General features: G+C 40.9%; 16 protein-coding genes. 9 read left to right on the top strand and 7 right to left on the bottom strand.

Annotated elements, in window-relative coordinates; all coding sequences use genetic code 11:
* Positions 1 to 662 precede the first annotated feature (662 nt).
* From B4F91_RS04815 to cyoE, 6 genes are all read left to right on the top strand, one after another.
* Positions 663 to 1,082: a hypothetical protein gene (locus B4F91_RS04815; RefSeq protein WP_096042109.1), complete on the top strand. Its 420-nt coding sequence runs from the start codon at positions 663 to 665 to the stop codon at positions 1,080 to 1,082.
* Between the two features lie 310 nt (positions 1,083 to 1,392).
* On the top strand, positions 1,393 to 2,346 hold the full coding sequence (gene cyoA, locus B4F91_RS04810) for a ubiquinol oxidase subunit II (protein ID WP_286937290.1): 954 nt from the start codon (positions 1,393 to 1,395) through the stop codon (positions 2,344 to 2,346).
* Between the two features lie 2 nt (positions 2,347 to 2,348).
* Positions 2,349 to 4,337: a cytochrome o ubiquinol oxidase subunit I gene (gene cyoB / locus B4F91_RS04805; RefSeq protein WP_248442973.1), complete on the top strand. Its 1,989-nt coding sequence runs from the start codon at positions 2,349 to 2,351 to the stop codon at positions 4,335 to 4,337.
* The gene (gene cyoC / locus B4F91_RS04800) at positions 4,334 to 4,969 is read left to right on the top strand and encodes a cytochrome o ubiquinol oxidase subunit III (RefSeq protein WP_055252952.1); all 636 of its coding nucleotides are present in this window, start codon (positions 4,334 to 4,336) and stop codon (positions 4,967 to 4,969) included. The genes cyoB and cyoC overlap by 4 nt, the downstream gene beginning before the upstream one ends.
* On the top strand, positions 4,969 to 5,325 hold the full coding sequence (gene cyoD / locus B4F91_RS04795) for a cytochrome o ubiquinol oxidase subunit IV (RefSeq protein WP_004587444.1): 357 nt from the start codon (positions 4,969 to 4,971) through the stop codon (positions 5,323 to 5,325). Before cyoC ends, cyoD begins: the two co-directional genes overlap by 1 nt.
* A gap of 9 nt (positions 5,326 to 5,334) precedes the next feature.
* Complete coding sequence (gene cyoE / locus B4F91_RS04790) at positions 5,335 to 6,219, top strand: heme o synthase (protein ID WP_064386876.1); 885 nt, start codon at positions 5,335 to 5,337, stop codon at positions 6,217 to 6,219.
* A 55-nt stretch (positions 6,220 to 6,274) separates the two neighbouring features.
* Here the strand turns inward: cyoE and B4F91_RS04785 are convergent, their stop codons facing one another.
* The gene (locus B4F91_RS04785) at positions 6,275 to 6,868 is read right to left on the bottom strand and encodes an FMN-binding negative transcriptional regulator (RefSeq protein WP_054983209.1); all 594 of its coding nucleotides are present in this window, start codon (positions 6,866 to 6,868) and stop codon (positions 6,275 to 6,277) included.
* Positions 6,868 to 7,443 (bottom strand): GNAT family N-acetyltransferase, encoded by a 576-nt coding sequence (locus tag B4F91_RS04780; RefSeq protein ID WP_248442976.1) that lies wholly within the window; start codon positions 7,441 to 7,443, stop codon positions 6,868 to 6,870. The genes B4F91_RS04785 and B4F91_RS04780 overlap by 1 nt, the downstream gene beginning before the upstream one ends.
* A gap of 103 nt (positions 7,444 to 7,546) precedes the next feature.
* Here B4F91_RS04780 and B4F91_RS04775 point away from each other — a divergent pair, with 103 nt between their 5' ends.
* Positions 7,547 to 9,007, top strand: a complete 1,461-nt coding sequence (locus tag B4F91_RS04775) for a PLP-dependent aminotransferase family protein (protein WP_248442978.1) — start codon at positions 7,547 to 7,549, stop codon at positions 9,005 to 9,007.
* 1 nt (position 9,008) lies between these two features.
* On the opposite strand, the gene B4F91_RS04770 is transcribed toward B4F91_RS04775, so the two are convergent.
* The 4 genes from B4F91_RS04770 to B4F91_RS04755 all read right to left on the bottom strand — a co-directional run bounded on the left by B4F91_RS04770 (position 9,009) and on the right by B4F91_RS04755 (position 15,111).
* Positions 9,009 to 9,674, bottom strand: coding sequence for a hypothetical protein (locus B4F91_RS04770; protein WP_248442979.1), 666 nt, complete (start codon positions 9,672 to 9,674; stop codon positions 9,009 to 9,011).
* 133 nt (positions 9,675 to 9,807) lie between these two features.
* On the bottom strand, positions 9,808 to 11,766 hold the full coding sequence (locus B4F91_RS04765) for a phytase (protein ID WP_248442981.1): 1,959 nt from the start codon (positions 11,764 to 11,766) through the stop codon (positions 9,808 to 9,810).
* A gap of 11 nt (positions 11,767 to 11,777) precedes the next feature.
* Positions 11,778 to 12,752, bottom strand: coding sequence for a purple acid phosphatase family protein (locus B4F91_RS04760; RefSeq protein WP_248442983.1), 975 nt, complete (start codon positions 12,750 to 12,752; stop codon positions 11,778 to 11,780).
* A gap of 64 nt (positions 12,753 to 12,816) precedes the next feature.
* Positions 12,817 to 15,111: a TonB-dependent receptor plug domain-containing protein gene (locus B4F91_RS04755; RefSeq protein WP_248442984.1), complete on the bottom strand. Its 2,295-nt coding sequence runs from the start codon at positions 15,109 to 15,111 to the stop codon at positions 12,817 to 12,819.
* Between the two features lie 339 nt (positions 15,112 to 15,450).
* Here B4F91_RS04755 and B4F91_RS04750 point away from each other — a divergent pair, with 339 nt between their 5' ends.
* Positions 15,451 to 16,314, top strand: coding sequence for a GGDEF domain-containing protein (locus tag B4F91_RS04750; RefSeq protein WP_236695068.1), 864 nt, complete (start codon positions 15,451 to 15,453; stop codon positions 16,312 to 16,314).
* A complete protein-coding gene (locus tag B4F91_RS04745) occupies positions 16,298 to 17,296 on the top strand; it encodes a helix-turn-helix domain-containing protein (protein WP_286937408.1) in 999 nt (332 codons plus the stop codon). The genes B4F91_RS04750 and B4F91_RS04745 overlap by 17 nt, the downstream gene beginning before the upstream one ends.
* A gap of 21 nt (positions 17,297 to 17,317) precedes the next feature.
* Here the strand turns inward: B4F91_RS04745 and B4F91_RS04740 are convergent, their stop codons facing one another.
* Positions 17,318 to 18,226: a histone deacetylase family protein gene (locus B4F91_RS04740; protein WP_288635393.1), complete on the bottom strand. Its 909-nt coding sequence runs from the start codon at positions 18,224 to 18,226 to the stop codon at positions 17,318 to 17,320.
* Positions 18,227 to 18,250: the final 24 nt, after the last annotated feature.

Genomic DNA, 18,250 nt, shown 5'->3' with positions numbered 1-18,250 from the left:
TGTCAGTGTGAAAGGCAACTCAAGGTCGGTGGTGACTGGTTTTGAGTTGTTTTTATCCCCTACAATTGCAACGCAGTGTAAACCAAAAATCTTTATATTGTGTGTGAAGATGTTGTCAGTGTGAAAGGCAACTCAAGGTCGGTGGTGACCGGTTTTGAGTTGTTTTTATTCCCTACAATTGCCACGCAGTGTAAACCAAGAATCTTTATATGTGTGTGAAGATGTTGTCAGTGTGAAAGGCGGCTCAAGTTCGGTGGTGACTGAATTTGGGCTGTTTTTGTTTGTGCGGCTTTATTTTTAACTTCATTAATCCCCCTTATCTCTACTCCTCAAGCTTCCTAAATATAAAATATTTATAAACTAAGTCTTTATTTTTATTATGTTATTTTTTATTAACAAAATAGCTGCGAAAGCTTAACGCAAAACTTTATATTTTTTGTTGAACCGAAAACTGTCTTTGTTATACTCAGCATCGAACTTTCAGTAAGTTTTGAAAGTTTGTTTGATACGGATCAATTCTCACTAGGTAAATGTGTGCTAGCCGGGTTTGATTGTATTTAGCACCTCGTTTTAGGGCTTACAGCAGCAATGTTTTTTTAATTTTTCCATTGCGCGCTTTATTACTCTAATTTTGTTATTAGTCATTTAGTAGGTTAATGTCTTTGAACACACTTTCTTTGCATCATACAAATACGGCTTTTGCTTCTAGCAAACCGCAAACGTGTGAGCGCTTGAATAAAGCGGGCAAGGGCGTGTGTGTCGCTATAACATTATTAGTGTTTAATACGGTAATGCTGCTAAGTGGTGCATTAGAGGATGCCTTTCAGCTTGAAGCGTTGTTTAGCAATGGCTCTATTGTTGAGCCTGTTTTGCTGCACGTTACGCAATTTTTAGCTCATCCGATCATATCTAGTCAGTTACTCATTGGCCTTTGCTGGTTATTGTTCCATATTTTTCCGGCGCGTCGTGCCGGAATAATCCTTCGTAAAGCCGCTTTCGCTTTTCGCGAGGCAAAAGTACACCAACCTGTGTCCGCTGCACATGGTTGTCGTGCTCCACCTAGCTTTACAGGTTGTCTGTAAGGCTTCACTTGTTGCTGGTTTTAATTATTTTTTCTTGCTGTAAATAATTAAAGTTTGCATTAGCAATGTAGCCGCGTGTTTTAAACACGTCAGCCAACCAACACTCACCCAAGTTAACTTTTATTACGTTATATAAATGCGTTTAGAAGCTGGGTTTGTTGCTAGGTATTTTTTGCATCCACTTGCAGCGGGTTCAGTCCCCTTTATTTTTATAATTTAGTTCTAGTTAACTTGGGTTTTTATTGAAAAATCGTTGCTTAATTTTCATTCAAAGCAGCAAATTAAAACTCTAGGTTTGTAGGATACTCCCTTGTTAATTCGTAACCTTTGTAATATTGCTTTAGCTAATACGGTGCTGGCGTTGTCAGGCTGTAAAGGCGGGATACTCGATCCAAAAGGCCAAATAGGTATTGATGAGAAAAACTTAATCATCATTGCTACTGTCCTTATGCTGCTCGTAGTAATCCCCGTTATTGTGATGACTTTGTATTTCGCATGGAAATACCGAGACACACAAGATCATGAAATTTATGCACCAAAATGGGCTCATTCAAATAAGATTGAAGCCGTTGTTTGGGCTGTTCCTATTGTTATCGTTATTATTTTAGGTGTTATTACCTGGCAGTCTACCCAAGACTTAGACCCCTATAAACCTATTGAAGGTAAAGGCGAACACCTTACTGTAGAGGTGGTTTCATTAAACTGGAAGTGGCTATTTATTTACCCAGAGCAAGGTATTGCAACGGTAAATGAATTGGTATTTCCGGCAAATGTGCCGGTGGAATACAAAATCACTTCAGAAAGCACAATGAACTCGTTTTTTATTCCTCAGCTAGGTAGTCAAATTTATTCTATGGCAGGCATGGAAACCAAGCTTCATTTAATCGCAAATGAGCCGGGCACATTTAAAGGCTTTTCTGCTAATTACAGTGGCGCAGGTTTTACCGGTATGAAGTTCAATGCCATTGCCACTCCAACACAAGCTGATTTTGACACGTGGGTAACAAGCGTTAAAGCCAATGCTAATAACCTCACTCATGCCAATTATGTTGAGCTTGCAAAAGCCAGTGAAAACAATCCTGTTGCCTATTATGGCAAGGTCGACGACGGCCTATTTCATACCATTGTGATGAAGTATATGCAGGCACATGGCGATATGAACAAAAAACATCAAGCGATGAGCGATCATGGGCAAATGAGCAAAAAGCACCATGAAATGAATGAACACGCAATGCCTTCATCTCACAGCCAGGGCGAGGAATAATAATGTCGTTTTTAGGTAAACTTTCACTCGACGCAATTCCGTTTCATGAGCCAATTATAATGGTTACCATGACGGTGATAGCGATTGCCGGGCTTATTATTGCCGGGCTTATTACTAAATATAAAAAGTGGGGCGTGCTTTGGCACGACTGGATCACCTCTGTTGATCATAAACGCTTAGGCGTAATGTACATCTTTTTAGCATTAATAATGCTGTTTCGTGGTTTTTCTGATGCCATTATGATGCGTGCGCAGTTAGCACTTGCTACCAGCGGTGCACCAGGTTATTTGCCTCCTGAGCATTACGACCAAATATTTACAGCGCATGGCGTTATCATGATCATATTTATGGCTATGCCATTTATGATTGGCCTAATGAACATTGTATTGCCACTGCAAATTGGCGCACGCGATGTCGCTTTTCCATTTTTAAATAACCTAAGTTTTTGGTTTACTGCCAGCGGAGCCATTTTAATTAACTTGTCGCTTGTATTTGGTGAGTTTGCAAAAACAGGTTGGGTGGCGTATCCGCCGCTTTCGGAGCTGACCTTTAGCCCTGGGGTGGGGGTCGATTATTATATATGGGCCTTGCAAATTTCCGGGCTCGGTACACTTTTAACTGCAGTAAACTTTTTAGCGACTGTGTTTAAAATGCGTGCCCCAGGTATGACCCTAATGAAAATGCCAATTTTTACATGGGCATGTACATGGGCAAATATCTTAATTGCAGCATCTTTCCCTATTTTAACTGCTGTGCTGGGCATGCTAACGCTTGACCGTTACCTTGATTTTCACTTTTTTACCAATGCAGCGGGCGGCAACGCCATGATGTACATCAACCTGTTTTGGGCGTGGGGTCACCCTGAGGTTTATATTTTAGTACTGCCTGCTTTTGGTATTTTTTCTGAAATTATCTCAACCTTTGCCGGTAAACGTTTATTTGGTTACAAATCGATGGTGTATGCCAGCGGTGCAATCTCTATTTTAGGTTTTATTGTTTGGCTACACCACTTTTTCACCATGGGGTCGAGCGCCAACGTCAATGCGTTCTTTGGGGTAATGACCATGGTTATTGCCGTCCCAACTGGCGTTAAGCTATTCAACTGGTTGTTTACCATTTACCGCGGCCGTTTACGTATCAGCGTTCCTGTACTTTGGACATTAGGCTTTATGGTTACCTTTACAGTAGGCGGTATGACCGGCGTACTACTGGCTATTCCGGGTGCCGATTACGTGTTGCATAACAGTTTATTCTTAATTGCGCATTTCCATAACACAATTATTGGTGGCGCTGTATTTGGCTACCTTGCAGGTTTTGTATTTTGGTTCCCTAAAGCAATGGGCTTTAAGCTTAGCGAAAAATGGGGTAAAGCGTCTTTCTGGTGTTGGATAGTTGGTTTCTTCGTGGCGTTTATGCCGTTGTATGTACTTGGTTTCTTAGGTATGACACGTCGCTTAAACCACACTAATAACCCAGATTGGAACATGTGGTTATACATTGCAGCAGGCGGTGCTGTCATTATTATGTTTGGTATTATTTTCCAAGTTGTGCAGCTCTTTGTTAGCTTTAGAGACCGCGAAGCACTTGACGATACAACCGGCGATCCGTGGAACGGCCATACACTAGAATGGGCAACTAGCTCACCTCCACAAGTGTATAACTTTGCCACTATTCCTCACGTTGATGACATTGATGCCTGGAGCGAAGCGAAAGAAAAAGGCCAAGCGTATCAAACAAAAGCAAGCTACAGCCCAATTCATATGCCTAAAAACACAGCATCTGGGGTGTTAATTGCAGCAAGCTTAACTGTATTTAGCTTTGCCATGATCTGGCATATCTGGTGGTTAGCTGCCGTTGGTTTTGTTGGCGCAATTGCCTTATTTATCAAGCGTTGTTACACCAGCGATGTTGATTACTATATACAACCTGATGAAATCGCACGTATTGAAGCTGCGTATAATTCTAGTGGAAATAAGGAGCTAAGCGCGTGAGTACACTATCTGCGAATGTAGAAACTGCCCATTTAGACTCAGTTTCGCACGATGATCATGCACATGAGCATCACGATACCTCTGGCGATACAATTTTTGGCTTTTGGTTATACCTAATGACCGATTGCCTATTATTTGCCTCGTTTTTTGCCACTTACGCCGTGCTGTTTATGAACACAGCCGGTGGTGTATCAGGTAAAGACATTTTTGAACTCGACTTTGTTGCTGTAGAAACAGCGGCGCTACTCATTAGTAGTATTACTTTTGGCTTTGCCATGATTGCCGCACAAGGGCAAAAAAAGGCACTAACACTCACCTGGTTGTTTATTACCTTTTGTTTAGGTGCTGTGTTTATAGGCATGGAAATTTACGAATTTCATCACCTAATTGTGCATGGTAATGGTCCACAACAAAGTGCCTTTTTAACCTCATTCTTCTCGTTAGTAGGCTTACATGGTTTGCACGTAACTGCGGGTCTAATTTGGATGAGTATTATGATGATAGAAGTGGCTAAACGCGGCTTAGGTAAACAAACAGTGACACGCTTAAGCTGCCTAAGCCTATTTTGGCACTTCTTAGACATTGTTTGGATTTGTGTATTTACCGTTGTTTATTTAATGGGAGCAATGTAATGAGCCACAGCGAAGCGCACGCGTTAAAGCAAATGCAAAACGAGCACCATGATGAGTCTCATGGCAGCGTTAAAACGTACTTAATAGGCTTTGTGCTATCAATAATTTTAACCGCCATACCGTTTTACATGGTAATGGAAGGCGACTTTTCAAAAGTAACTACGCTTTGGAGCATTGTTACTTTAGCTATTGTACAAATTTGGGTGCACTTAAAATACTTTTTACACCTTAATTTTACGACAGAAGATGGTCGTGCAAGTACCTTCTCATTTTTATTCAGTGCCCTAATTATCGTCATGGTTGTTGGGTTATCGGTTTGGATAATTTACGAATCTAACGCAATGATGATGTACTAGGAGTTGAAGATGTTTCGTCGTTATTTATCAGTGACTAAGCCAGGCATTATTATGGGCAACCTTATCAGCGTTGCAGGCGGTTTTTTACTTGCCTCGCGCGGGGATATAGACCCATGGCTAATGGTTGTTACGCTTATTGGCTTGTCACTTGTGGTTGCATCGGGCTGTGCTATCAACAATGTAATTGATAGGGACATAGATGTAGCCATGGCACGTACTCGTACGCGGGTTACAGTAACAGGCGAAATGTCGGCCTTTGCTGCACTAAGTCACGGGGTTTTATTGGGGGTTGTAGGTTTTGGTTTACTCATTGCTTACACCACACAAGCCGCGGTATTTTTTGCAGCGTTTGGCTATATCATTTATGTTGGGGTTTATAGCCTTTACATGAAGCGCAACTCAGTTTATGGCACGTTTGTAGGTAGCCTTTCTGGCGCAGTGCCCCCTGTTGTAGGTTACTGCGCTGTAACCGGGCAGTTCGATATAGGTGCATTAATACTATTAGTTATGTTTAGTCTGTGGCAAATGCCGCATTCATATGCCATTGCTATTTTTCGCTTTAAAGATTACCAAGCCGCAGGTATTCCCGTATTACCCGTAGCGCAAGGTATTGATAAAGCGAAGCGCCATATTGTACTTTATATTGCTGTGTACGCTTTAGTCGTCATGCTATTACCAATAAGTGGCTACACTGGCGCCGCCTTTATGGCAGTGGCGTGTATTACCAGTTTTTGGTGGTTACTTATGGCCCTGCGTGGCTATCGCCGTAATGTTAATTTAACGAGCTGGGCACGCCAAGTGTTTGCTTTTTCTATTATAAATATTACAGCACTCAGTATTGCTATGGCCGTTGACTACCACAGCGCAGCGCCACAACTGCTTACACTGATATAATTTTTTAAAGCTTTATATTTCCAAAGTTAATCCAAAGGCTCGAAAGGGCCTTTTTTCATGTTTGAAATAAAGCGGCAATAGAGTGTTTATGAGCTTGCTTTAGGTTTTCTTTTATTTGGGCTCTAATTTCTGCTGATTTATTTTGGCTTAGCTTAAAGTTTCCACTCCAGTGAGTGGGAGTAAACTCTATAAAGCTTAATTGTTGATACATTGCTTGACGCCTACTTTTGGGCATATCATTAATATTCCACATGGGCTTAAAGGTTTGCTCAAAATGGGTTGTTAATTGACTCATTATTTTTTCTTTCTCGCTGTCGCTTTTAATAATCACTACCTTTGCAGTGACTTGTACTGATGAGTAAAGCCAGCTTGGCAGTGTTTTATTATTACTATACGAGGGAGATAGATAGCAGCTATCACCATTAAAGTGTAATTTTACAGAACGTTTATCACATTGTGTTAGTGGGTTATGTTTAGCTACGTGTGCAATGAATACATTACAAATGGGATCATATAGTACAGGTACATGGCATATATTATTTAAATCACTTTGCGAGCTGGGCGTTAAAATACTCGCTAGCGGAAATTGCTCAACCAATGCCTGCAAACGTTTAATATCATGCTCTTGAAAATGCGAAGGTGGGTACATTAGAGCTTCTCCTCTAGTTGCAATTTTATGTTCGGCCATTGCTCATCAACTATGCTAAATTTTGCTGTGTTTCTATAGCTACCATTGCTGAGCTTTCTATCTTTATAAGCGAGTCCTTCAAAACGTGCACCTAAACGTGCAATAGCATTACGTGATTTTTGATTATATTCATGAGTATTAAATGTAATTCTCACTAAATTAAGATCATCAAATGCGTATTTGAGCAGTAAAAATTTAGCATGTGTATTTATGTAAGTTCGCTGCCAGTCATTACTAATAAAGGTGTGGCCTATTTCAGCACTCAGGTTGTGTTTATCTAATTTAAATAATCGTGTTGTACCTACTACTTGCTGTGTATTTGTGTCAATAATCGCAAAAACAATCTGTTCGTCTTTATTAAATTGCGCCTGTGTTAAAAACCACTCTTTTAGCATTTCAGGGGTTTTTGTGTAGTTAACTAGTACCCATTGCCATACCTTAGGGTGCTTACCTGCTTTATATAATCCATTTAAGTGTTTATGGTTTAGTGGTTCTAAAACAACCTTGTTTGTTTTATGTATATGCTGAGTGAACATTATTCGCTCCATTTTTTGCTATTAAAGAGCAATAAATGTACGCTTATTTGGTTTAGTAAAAACAACCAGAATATAACTTTTACCTATACCAGATAGAAAATACATGCAGCCACTTAATATAGAATTTAATAAGCAATATAAGGCAAAGTATTTGCAGCTAGCGCAAGCTATTCGTACTGCAATTATTGAAGGTGATATTGCGGTTGGCGCTAAGTTAAGTTCAGCTAGAGAGATGGCGAAAGCTTATCAATTAAATCGCCATACAATAATGAATGCTTTACAACTATTAGTGGCTGAGGGATGGTTAGAGTCTCATGAGCGTAGCGGTTATAAAGTAACGCAAACCTTACCTATCCAAGGCAGCGCTAATACTAAGCAAGTGCCAGTCTTAACACCTAAAGCCTATAAATTTGCCAAAGAGTTAGCTGTTCCAGCTCCTGCAATGAATTTAAATAATTATAAGTATAATTTTGCAGGTGGGCTTCCCGATCTTAATAGCTTCCCATATAAAGAATTTAAACGCTCCTTAAGTCATGTCTTTAACCATGTAGATACCAGTAAATTTCATTATGGTGATATAAGTGGTGTGAGTGAGTTAAAAGTGCAAATAAGCAATTACTTATATAAAGCGCGTAACTTAAAAACAAGCGACCTACTCGTGTGTAATGGCTCACAAGAAGCACTATTTTTAATCTCGAAAGCATTTATTAGCACTAACGATTTTGTTGCTGTAGAAACGTTAGGGTATCCACCAGCCCGTAAAGCTTTTGCAGCATGTGGCGCACAATTAGTAGATATAAAACAAGATGAATACGGTTTATGTATTGATGATTTGAAAGCGCAACTTAGCCGTTTCTCAATTAAAATGCTGTACTTAACGCCGCTGCATCAGTACCCGACAACTGTTACTTTATCGCCTACACGGCGTATGCAAATTTATCAGTTATGTTACCAACATGGCGTAATGATTATAGAGGATGACTATGACCATGAGTTTCATTACCAATGTCACCCGTTACAACCAATGGCGGCGGATGACCCTGCGGGTATAGTTATTTACCTTTCTACATTCTCTAAAATTATGTTTTCCGCAGCCAGAATCGGTTACATTTGCGCTGCCCCTGATGTTATCGCACAGCTTAATGCGTGGAAGCAGTTAATGAATCACAAAAATGATGTGGTTATGCAATTAGCTTTAGCGCACTTTATGAAAGAAGGCGCATTTGAACGTCATTTAAAGCGAATGACTAAGCTATATAAGCATAGGTATGAAGCTATGGATAACTCATTAAGAGCACTGCAGGTGAAAGGTTTACCTATTGAGTATAAAAAGCCCGATGGTGGGATGGCAATGTGGGTTAACTTAAACATAGATACGGCTAATATTAAAAAGCATCTACATAAGCGCAGTATTTATTTGCAAACAGAATCAGAGTTTTATTTCTGCGACTCTTATAGAAGCTTAAAACCTAAACACTTTAGTTACTTGCGTCTAGGCTTTGCTGGCCAGTCAAAGGAAGTCATGCAAGAAGGTATAAACATAATTGCTGAGTATGCTTATTAAGCTATTTATTTAAATTTTCTGCTTCGTAAAACAAAGGTTTTAGGGTGCCGCAGTTTATAAATTTATACGTTAACTCATTCTGGCTAGGAAGGAGGGTTGAGGTTCTAAACTTTTGCATACAGGCATTTACCAAATCTACAAAAATTAGGTGGCTGAAACTAGGTGCTTGGCTAATTTTATGAATGTAAATTCGCTCTGTGCTACCTAGGTCTATCATGTCGTATTCTTGCCACTGGCTAGCTTTAGCTAAATCTTTTAATTGGCGAGCATATAGCTGTTTACTCATTTCTATTGTTCTGTTTGTGTAAATTAGGCTACCTGCTTTTTTGTAATTGCCCTCGTACACATCTGCGGTAATGGTTATTTCTTCACCGCGCATTAAGCGTTGAATATTAAAAGGTTTGGGCTTTAGCGTTATAAGCTCTGCGTTGCGCACAACATCTAAAAAAGCCACATCGGGGTTTTTAATCCTATACACCACTTGTACATCGTGAGGTAATTTATAGCCGGGTAAGTTAAACGCATAAATTCCTGAACCTTTATTCACCAGTGCTATTGCATGCTCAGCATTGTATTTGGGGTTGAGTGGTGGCAATTCTGCTGCCTCTTTCTCAGCAAAAGCGTATCCGCTTATAGTAATGAGCAACAATGTAAGAAGTAAACGCATAATAATCTCAATTAATTTATGAGCTTAAAGTGTAGTATATAGCTTTAATAACTCTAAATTTACTAGGTTTATTTTAAATACACATAGTAAAAAGGCTCGTAAGAGCCTTATTACGTTTAAATATGGTAGGTTTTTACTTAATCGCTTTTTTTACTTCACGCCAGTCAATAATTTTAAAATTTTGTGGTTGTAGTGGCATACGGTTGTAGCCGTCTTGCACTATAAGCATGCCTTCAGGATAGCCTGGTAAAGCTTTAGCTGTAACGGTTAAGCCGTCTGTTTCACCTGCGCCGTCAATGCCTTTATCTAGGTTAGCAATCACATTAAATTTACCTGCAAAGCTTAGGCTAGGCTGTGTATTATCTGATATTTTATAAAGCACATAGCTATTATCGCCTTGGCTTGATACCACTAAATAACGAGTATCATCAGCATGATAGATTTCCATGCCTTCAACATCTGCCACAAGTTGCTCATTTACACCTTGTAGCATGAGCGCTTTGTTGCCAGAAGTTGGCTCAGCACCGATATACCAAATGCCTGCATCTTCTTCACCTGCAAATAATTGGCCGCGCTTATCATCAGCACTACAGCCTTCAGGCTGGCTTGGTAGGGTAAACTCTCTAACCAGTTCACCGCTTAAGTTACTTTGCTCACCGGTGAGTTTATATTGCTGGAATAAACCTGATTTATCATTAACAAATATGTATTGACCAGATTCAGACGAATACATACACATACCGTAAATCTCGGCTAGGTTTGTGGCTACTTCTGTTACATGGTTTACTTTGTTCGCGCTATCGACAGTAAACACGCTAATACTGTTAAGCGTGCGGTTGCTGGCTGTGATCCAAGTCTGGGTTTCGTTGTTTATATCCTGATGCTGGCGTACATCAACATTATTTAAACGCCCTACATTAAGTGATTGTATTTTGTTGCCAGCAAGATCATAAACCATTAAGCCGCGGCGTTTGTCTGTGCCTAAAATTAAGCTGCTTTTAGCGTCTTGTTCATTTATCCAAATTGCCGGGTCATCTGCTGCATCGCCAAATGCTGCAACTGGCGTTGTTTGTGTGCTGGCATGAAGGTGAGTCATCGCGACTTGGTTTTGTGAAGTAACTGTTTGCGCAGTGTAGTTAACATTTGCTTGAATGTAGGCACCTGTTTCATCATCAATTAAAACTAGCTGCGCTTGATTGTTATTGATCAAACTCGCTGTAACAGATTCAATGGTGTGATCGCCAGAAAGTGACCACTGACTTAGTTTTTCAGTATTTTCGTGGTAAGCATAGATCATATTGCCATCAGTGGCAGTAAGCCATAAAGTACCATCTTGTGATACTGATAATGCCCCAATTTCACTGTTTAATTCACCATATGGTTGTACTAAAGCCACAGGTTGTTTGTTGGCATCTGATTCCGCATCAGCATTAATGGCCCAAACACCTAGCTCAGCTTCACCCACATACAAAGTTTTAGTATCATCATTAACTGCGCAACCTGAGGTTTCAGTAACGGCTGAAAATTCACGAACAGCGATGTTTTTTGCTTGCTTAGTGGCTAAGTCATAAATGATGGTTTCGCTGATCAAACCTCGAACATCCGGCACAAACGCTGAGACAGTCTCGTTATCAGTGTTTTTAAATAAACACACGGCATCAGGCTGAGCTTGTGGTGGACTGATACGTGTAAGCTCAGTTAGCTGCCAAGATGAGTCCGTTTTCAGTAATTTAAAAATAGCCACATTGTCTTGATTGTTATCTAGGCTAGCCAATAAAAATTGTTGCTCTGTGATTTTCTTTAGTGAGATAGATTCAAAGTTACCCGCTAATAACACACTGCTTTGGTCTTTATCTGCCACTAATAAGCCCTGGCTTTCGCTGGCAATCAACCATTGGTTATTACCCAGCGCTGCTGCCTGTGAGCCTTGCATATTTTGTTGAGGGCCAAATTTTTCCACAGCTATTGCTGCTTTTACCATAGCTGCGTTGCTTTGGCTGCTAGGTTCCTCATTACTTGTGCAGCCGCTAAGAGCTGTAACCAGAAGTGCACTTGAGAGCACTGTTGAAATGGTATTTAATTTAAAGTTCATTATTTTATCCTTTACTTATCTATGTGCTTTTCAGTGCTAAAACGTACTTCACCAAGGTGATTAATCGCACTTACACTGAGTGTTTCGCCATTGATAGATACACTTAAAAAACCAGGTGTTGCTTCTGCGTAGCGGGTAAATTCACGTTGTTTTACAAACCGTGCTTCACTGCCTCCACCAGAGATAAAGTGAGCCACTTTGCTATTTTTTGGTTGGTTGTATTGCAAGTCGTGCTCGTGCCCAGCGATATAAGCTTGCACGTTATGACGCTCCAAAATAGGTTCTAAAATGTCGCGAAGCCCTTGGTTACGGCCAAAGCGTTTACCACTGGAATAAAGTGGGTGATGACCGACCACAATCTTCCACTTTGCTTTACTGCCGGCAAGTTGGGTTTCAAGCCAAGCCAATTGTGTTTGATAACCTTGACCTTGAGTTGAGCGGTATTTTTCACGGGTTTTATATTCAGGCTGAATTGGGTTGGTATCTAAAAACACCATTAAAACTTGTTCATTGTTTTCAAGTTCAAAGGTTTTACTGTAATACCTTGCGGGTAACTGCCAGCGCTGACTTTTGTTTGTATAGTCAATTTGTGCTTGAGCGTTGCCAAGGTAATCATGGTTGCCTAATACAACGTACCAGTCTTCAAATGTATGTGGGCCATGATAGATATCTTCGTAAGCGGATTGCCATAAAGGGTCGTTGACGCTTGCTACCCCATTCGGGTAAAAGTTATCACCAGTTGAAATGATAAAGTCAGCATCGGTTTGATACATGGCTATTTCTAATTGGTGTGCGACTTCTTTTTGATAAAAGTGGCCGTTATGTCCCCAGTCGCCAATTACCATAAAGTTAAGGCTATCTGGTAGCGTATTTAACTTGGCAATTTTTTGCTGTTGATAAAGCTCATCTTTATAAATAACTGGCGTGGCAGCGCTAAGCGTATGAGATGCTAATAATGCAGCCATGATAAAAGACAGTTTAAACATGTTTTAACTCCAAAAAAGCACGTAATGGCTTGCCAATACGTGCTTAAAATGACAATACCCGTGATTAGAATGCGTAACGTAGCATTACTTGAATGACTGGGCCTGCTTCTTCAGACTCAAGCTCGTACTCATCAAAGTCACGGCTGTTTTGGTCATCAAGTGAGTCAAACTTGTTGAAAACTTCATCTTTACTAGCATCTAGTAAGTTTGAACCCACTAGGCGAAGTGTTACATCTTGCCAGCGTTTTTCTACGAATAACTCCAAGTCAGCGCCGTAAGAGGTTGTTACTTCTTCCCCTACAAAGCGTCCGTAAGCATCACCTTGGTTACGGTATGTTGCACCAAATGATGCGCCTAGGTCAGGTAAATCTTGGATAAAGCCAATGTTATAAACATAATCTGATTGGTCATTAAACTTACGTTTACCAAAGCTGTCTTCAACTTCACTATCAAGCCAAGAGTAGTTTAAGAAAATACCAGTATTTGGCATGTTGATTGCGCTCAGTGGCGTTGATAAATCAAACTCAATACCTTGTACTGTGCCATCGCCAGTATTTTGTGGTTGCAGTACAAATGTACCTTCGCCTTCTGAGCCTTCAACACCTGTGCTGGCAATTTCAATTAGGTCGCTAACGTCACGGTAAAATACGTTTACACCGACAACGCCACTTTTACCTAAACGGTATTCGTAGCCTAAATCGATACCCCAAGAAGATTCTGGCTTAAGATTTGGGTTACCTAAAAAGTCATTATCAGCGAGTTCTTCTTCAAGTAGAGCCGGTGTCATGTAATCAAAATCTGGGCGGCGTAAGCTACGAGCAACAGAGGCGCTGACTCGGCCGTTATCACTTACACTGTAACGAAAGTGAGCCGACGGTAAAATAAAGTCATAATCATTTTCGGCAGTAACGCCTTCATTGGTATCGGTAATGCTTGAGTCAGTTGACTCCCAGCGCACACCCATTTCCCATGAGAACACATCGGCTTCGTGTTTGATTAAAGCAAACAAATCAAAACGGTCTTCTTCGAGGGTGTTCACACCACCATCTACTGCTTCAAATTCGTTATTAAATACAGCTAAAGACATAGGTGTTTGGTTAAACTGATCCCAGCCAGTAAGTGTTTGCTCACTTTCATCTTCAGCTTCAAAAATTGCTGTGTCGCGCTCTTTACCTTGTACAAAAGCACCGAATTGAACTTCTTTTGAGTCGCCTACAAGCAAGCTATGCTGCCATTGCAATGACCACTCTTTATCATCGATATCAACAGTTTCTTCGGCTTCTTCAAAAACCATTGGTAGCTCAGATGTATCAAGCTCAACTTCTTGCTCGTATACAGATTCTTCAAAGCTGGCGTAACCTATTTTAAACTTACTGGTACCGCCTAAAAGCGGTAGTTGATAGCCTGAGTTTATGTTGTAGTTGGTTTGGTCAATGTATGAAACATTTGCGTTGTCTGAAAGCAAGTTACCGCCTTCAACAATAGAGCCTGAGGTTGCAGATGCATTATCATATTCAAAAGAACGCTCGTCTTCGGTACGGTCTGTATCAACCCACATGGCGCTAATATCAAACTTACCACCGTTATCAAATACCTTTTCAAAGCTGGCATTTAATGATGTGTCATCGCCATCACGAGTATCAGATTGATCTTCACGGTTATCAAAATCATCAGTTGCGTAATTAGGGTTATTTTCAGGGCTATCACCATAACGTATGCTTGATTTTTGTTTTGGGTTATAACGACCTTGAAAATTAGCCCCTAGTAGTAAACGTCCACCTGCAAACTCAGTACCGTAAACGCCCGCAAAGCTTTCTTTTAGTTCACCATCATCATAGCGTAATCCTCCTGCGCGAATATAACCGCCGTCTAAGCTGTAGCCATCGCGAAGTACAATGTTAAGGGTGCCCGCAATTGCATCGGCAGAGCGGTTGGCACTTGATGAACGAATTATTTCTACACGCTCGATTAATTCTGCTGGAATACGGTCAACAAAAAATGAGCGATCAGCACCAGCGCCTGGAACTTCTTCGCCATTGATCAGTACTTTTGTGTAAGCAGGGCTCAAACCGCGCATACGTGCGCCGTCAGATTCAAGCACATCTGATAAAAACGTCACACTAGGAACACGCTTTAAAGCGTCGCCAGCGGTGAGTGGTTCAAAACGCTGAAAGTACTCTTGAGAGTATTCAAGCGTTGGGGCTAGTTCTTGTGAGCGGTTGCGATAGCCTATTTCGCCATAAACTACTAACTCTTCAGATATTTTTACATCAGTTGTGTGTTCTTCTTGTACTGCATGTACTGCTAAATTGCAAAGTGATAGCGCTGTTACCAGTGCTTTAAGTTTAAAGTGTGCCATGTAATTTGCTCCTGTTGCTGCTTGGTTTGAAAGCAAACTAATTAAATTAAATGACGCAAATGTGACAACACCCTATTTAGATCAGCAGGTTATTAAGGTTTTAAAAGCTTTACCTTGGCGTGTGAGCTAATCGCACTCCTAAGCAATATAGCGTTAATGGGCCATGTGCAGCTTATAAGTAAGTGCATATCATTTAGCTGTCACATCATTGAGCTAATATGACCCTGCTACAAAAAATGCACTTCGGGTAGCATAAATACATACGCAATTTAAATAAGACAAACTATGCGCTTTAATCCCTTTATTAGCCATCGGCTTTTAACATACAGTATTATAGCTATGGCGTTATTAGCCATATTTTTATGTGCCTATTTAGGGGAGCTCAAAGAGCTGCAACACATACAATGGCTCGATATTATTGGTGAGGGCGGCATAGTGATTATGACCCTAACTTGGATTGTTGCCTTACTTATTTCGCGCCCGCCGGGCAAAGTTACTCGTTATTTGGTGCTTGGGCTTGGTTTATTTATGTTCTCGGCCACGCTCGATTTGCTCGATGAATGGTTAATGCAACCTGCGCAGCAGTGGCTAAGCTGGATAGAGTCACTGCCAGCCCCCGTTGGGATGCTGCTAACCAGTTTAGGTTTATACCATTGGCACCAAGAACAATATGTTTTAAATAAACAGCTAAGGCGCCGTGAAGCACATTTACGTGAGCACGACAAAGTATGCCCCGTTACCGGCGTTTATACAGCCGAATACTTACAAAGCGTTTTAAACACGCAGCTTAAGGCGCCGCAGCCAGTTTTATTAGCCGCTATTGATATACGCGACTTCGCTAGTTTTAATAATGAGTTTGGTTTTAGCGAAGGGGATCGACTGCTACGCGAAATAAGCGAGCTTATACTAATGAACTGTCGGTTAAGCGATGTGGTATGTCGTTATGCGGGAGACTGTTTTATGGTGCTAATGCCAGCCACATCAAAGCAGCAAGGCCAAGAGCTTCTTAGGCAAATAACAGCCGCATTAAAACATTGTGCTTTTAAAGTAGAAGGCTCTGGGCTTGCTAAGTTTCAGTGTGTAACTACCCACATCATACAAGCGCAAAAAAGTGATACAGCTCACATGCTAATGCAACAATTGCACAGCGGCCTACAACTACAAAAACAGCAAAGAGCCACCAGCAGTGAACAGTTATGTTAGCTTAAGTGACAAGTATTTAACTGCACAGGGGCTTATAACTGCCGTTGTAGAGCTTGCGCAAAGTAGGGGGGTTGCCTTACATAAATTATTACGCGGCACCGGGATTTTTGAGCAAGATTTACTCAGCGTTGAGCATTACTTTAGTTTAGAGCAGCAAGTTAAATTACTAAGTCAATTTAAACGCCTAATGAACACCCCCGACAGCGGTTTTTTACTAGGTAGTCAATTAGTTAACGATTCAAGTAGCGCAGCACAAAGTGTATTGTACAGCGCTAAAGTAGGGGCGGCACTGTTACAAATACAGCGAGCGCATTTACAGCTTTGCCCTTTGTTTTTTAGTCAGCACTATGTAAGTAATCAGCAATTTTATATTTTTTTAAATGCTGCTACAGGGCTTGATGACGACCTACATAACTACATTTTAGAAATTTACAGTGCTGCGTTTTATAGTTTATTAAAGCGTTTAAGCCCGCACTATCCGCAATGTGAGTTCGACTTTAGCTTTAAGCGACCGCGTCATATTCATCAGTACGAGCAACATTTAGGTTTAAAGCTGCGTTTTGAGCAGCCAACGACTCGTTGGGTTATTAGCAAAACATTACTTCGCCAAGCTAACCCGTACGCCAGCGAATTACGCTTTATGCAAGCACGCGCTCAATTGGCTGTAAAATCACACGAAAAATACACCTTTATAGAGGCTGTTTGGCGCTATCTACACACTTATAACGAGGCAAGTTTAGAGCAAACCGCCCAGTATTTTGCCATGAGCCCAGCCACGTTTAAACGAAAACTAAAATGCCATAATATGCGCTTTTCGAGCTTAGTTGATGAGCAAAATAAACATAAAGCCATTTATTTACTTACCTTGCGCGCTAAGTGCAATGAGCATGTTGCTGAGCGTTTGGCATTTTACGATATACCTAACTTTAGGCGGGCATTTAAACGTTGGACAGGGCTAACCCCAAGCCAGTTAAAAGTATAAAGCGCACAGGTAATATTTCTGTTAAAAACCAGCAGCCTGCTCAATTACTATTGCATGGCGCTGCGCTAAACGCGTATGGTCTCTGTCGTAGCCGCCACCAATAACACTGGCAATAGCGGTGTTATGTTCAAGGCAGCGCTTAAACACTAAATGGTCACGCTGTTTAATGCCGTCCCAGCTTATATCTAGTTTGCCTAAGCCATCGTCTTGCCAAATATCTACACCGGCATCGTATAGGACTAAATCGGGGTTGAGTTCTTTTAGTAAAAACTGCAGCGTATCATCCACAACGCCTAAGTATTCTGCGTCTTGCATATTGTTAGCAAGGCCTATGTCTAAATCGCTGGGGGATTTTCTAAACGGGAAGTTTTTTTCGCAGTGTATAGAGCAGGTATACGCATACGGCTGATGTGCAAGCATTGCAGCTGTGCCATCGCCTTGGTGTACGTCTAAATCAAAAATGAGCACGTTGGTCACTTCACCGCTTTGTATTAATGTTTGCGCGGTAAAGGCTAAGTCGTTCACCATACAAAAACCTGAGCCAAAATCAGTATGTGCATGGTGTGTACCGCCTGCTAAATGACAGGCTAAGCCATGCTTTAATGCTAAGCGTGCAGTGTGTAACGTGCCTTGTGGGGCGGTGAATGTGCGGTCCATTAGCGGTTGCGACCAAGGTAAGCCAATGCGGCGCATGGCTTTTTCGTCTAGACGGTTATGCCATAAATCGTGAATGTAGTTTTCACAATGTACTATTTCTAGCTCTTCTACACTACCATGTGGTGGTTCTGTGATATTACTGCCAGCAAGTCCAAGGGTTTTAACATGCTGGTGTAGCTGAGCAAATTTACTCATTACAAAGCGATGCTTGGGATCAAAACTAAACGAGTAGTTAGGATGATAAACTAAAGGTAGATTGGGGTTTAAACTCATATCTGCGTCGTTTAATTATTTTTG

Source organism: Pseudoalteromonas sp. UBA6610, from assembly GCF_002433295.1.
GTDB classification, from domain to species: domain Bacteria; phylum Pseudomonadota; class Gammaproteobacteria; order Enterobacterales; family Alteromonadaceae; genus Pseudoalteromonas; species Pseudoalteromonas atlantica.
Note: the sequence above shows the minus strand (reverse complement) of the source record. Positions and strands in the feature narration are given on the sequence as shown.

What these genes read in the sequence shown, in the direction of transcription:
- cyoB (WP_248442973.1), top strand. Translation starts at nt 2,349, where the DNA reads ATGTCGTTTTTAGGTAAACTTTCACTCGACGCAATTCCGTTTCATGAG.
- cyoE (WP_064386876.1), top strand. Translation starts at nt 5,335, where the DNA reads ATGTTTCGTCGTTATTTATCAGTGACTAAGCCAGGCATTATTATGGGC.
- B4F91_RS04785 (WP_054983209.1), bottom strand. Translation starts at nt 6,868, where the DNA reads ATGTACCCACCTTCGCATTTTCAAGAGCATGATATTAAACGTTTGCAG.
- B4F91_RS04780 (WP_248442976.1), bottom strand. Translation starts at nt 7,443, where the DNA reads ATGTTCACTCAGCATATACATAAAACAAACAAGGTTGTTTTAGAACCA.
- B4F91_RS04750 (WP_236695068.1), top strand. Translation starts at nt 15,451, where the DNA reads ATGGCGTTATTAGCCATATTTTTATGTGCCTATTTAGGGGAGCTCAAA.
- B4F91_RS04755 (WP_248442984.1), bottom strand. Translation starts at nt 15,111, where the DNA reads ATGGCACACTTTAAACTTAAAGCACTGGTAACAGCGCTATCACTTTGC.
- B4F91_RS04775 (WP_248442978.1), top strand. Translation starts at nt 7,547, where the DNA reads ATGCAGCCACTTAATATAGAATTTAATAAGCAATATAAGGCAAAGTAT.
- B4F91_RS04760 (WP_248442983.1), bottom strand. Translation starts at nt 12,752, where the DNA reads ATGTTTAAACTGTCTTTTATCATGGCTGCATTATTAGCATCTCATACG.
- B4F91_RS04740 (WP_288635393.1), bottom strand. Translation starts at nt 18,226, where the DNA reads ATGAGTTTAAACCCCAATCTACCTTTAGTTTATCATCCTAACTACTCG.
- B4F91_RS04770 (WP_248442979.1), bottom strand. Translation starts at nt 9,674, where the DNA reads ATGCGTTTACTTCTTACATTGTTGCTCATTACTATAAGCGGATACGCT.
- cyoD (WP_004587444.1), top strand. Translation starts at nt 4,969, where the DNA reads ATGAGCCACAGCGAAGCGCACGCGTTAAAGCAAATGCAAAACGAGCAC.
- B4F91_RS04765 (WP_248442981.1), bottom strand. Translation starts at nt 11,766, where the DNA reads ATGAACTTTAAATTAAATACCATTTCAACAGTGCTCTCAAGTGCACTT.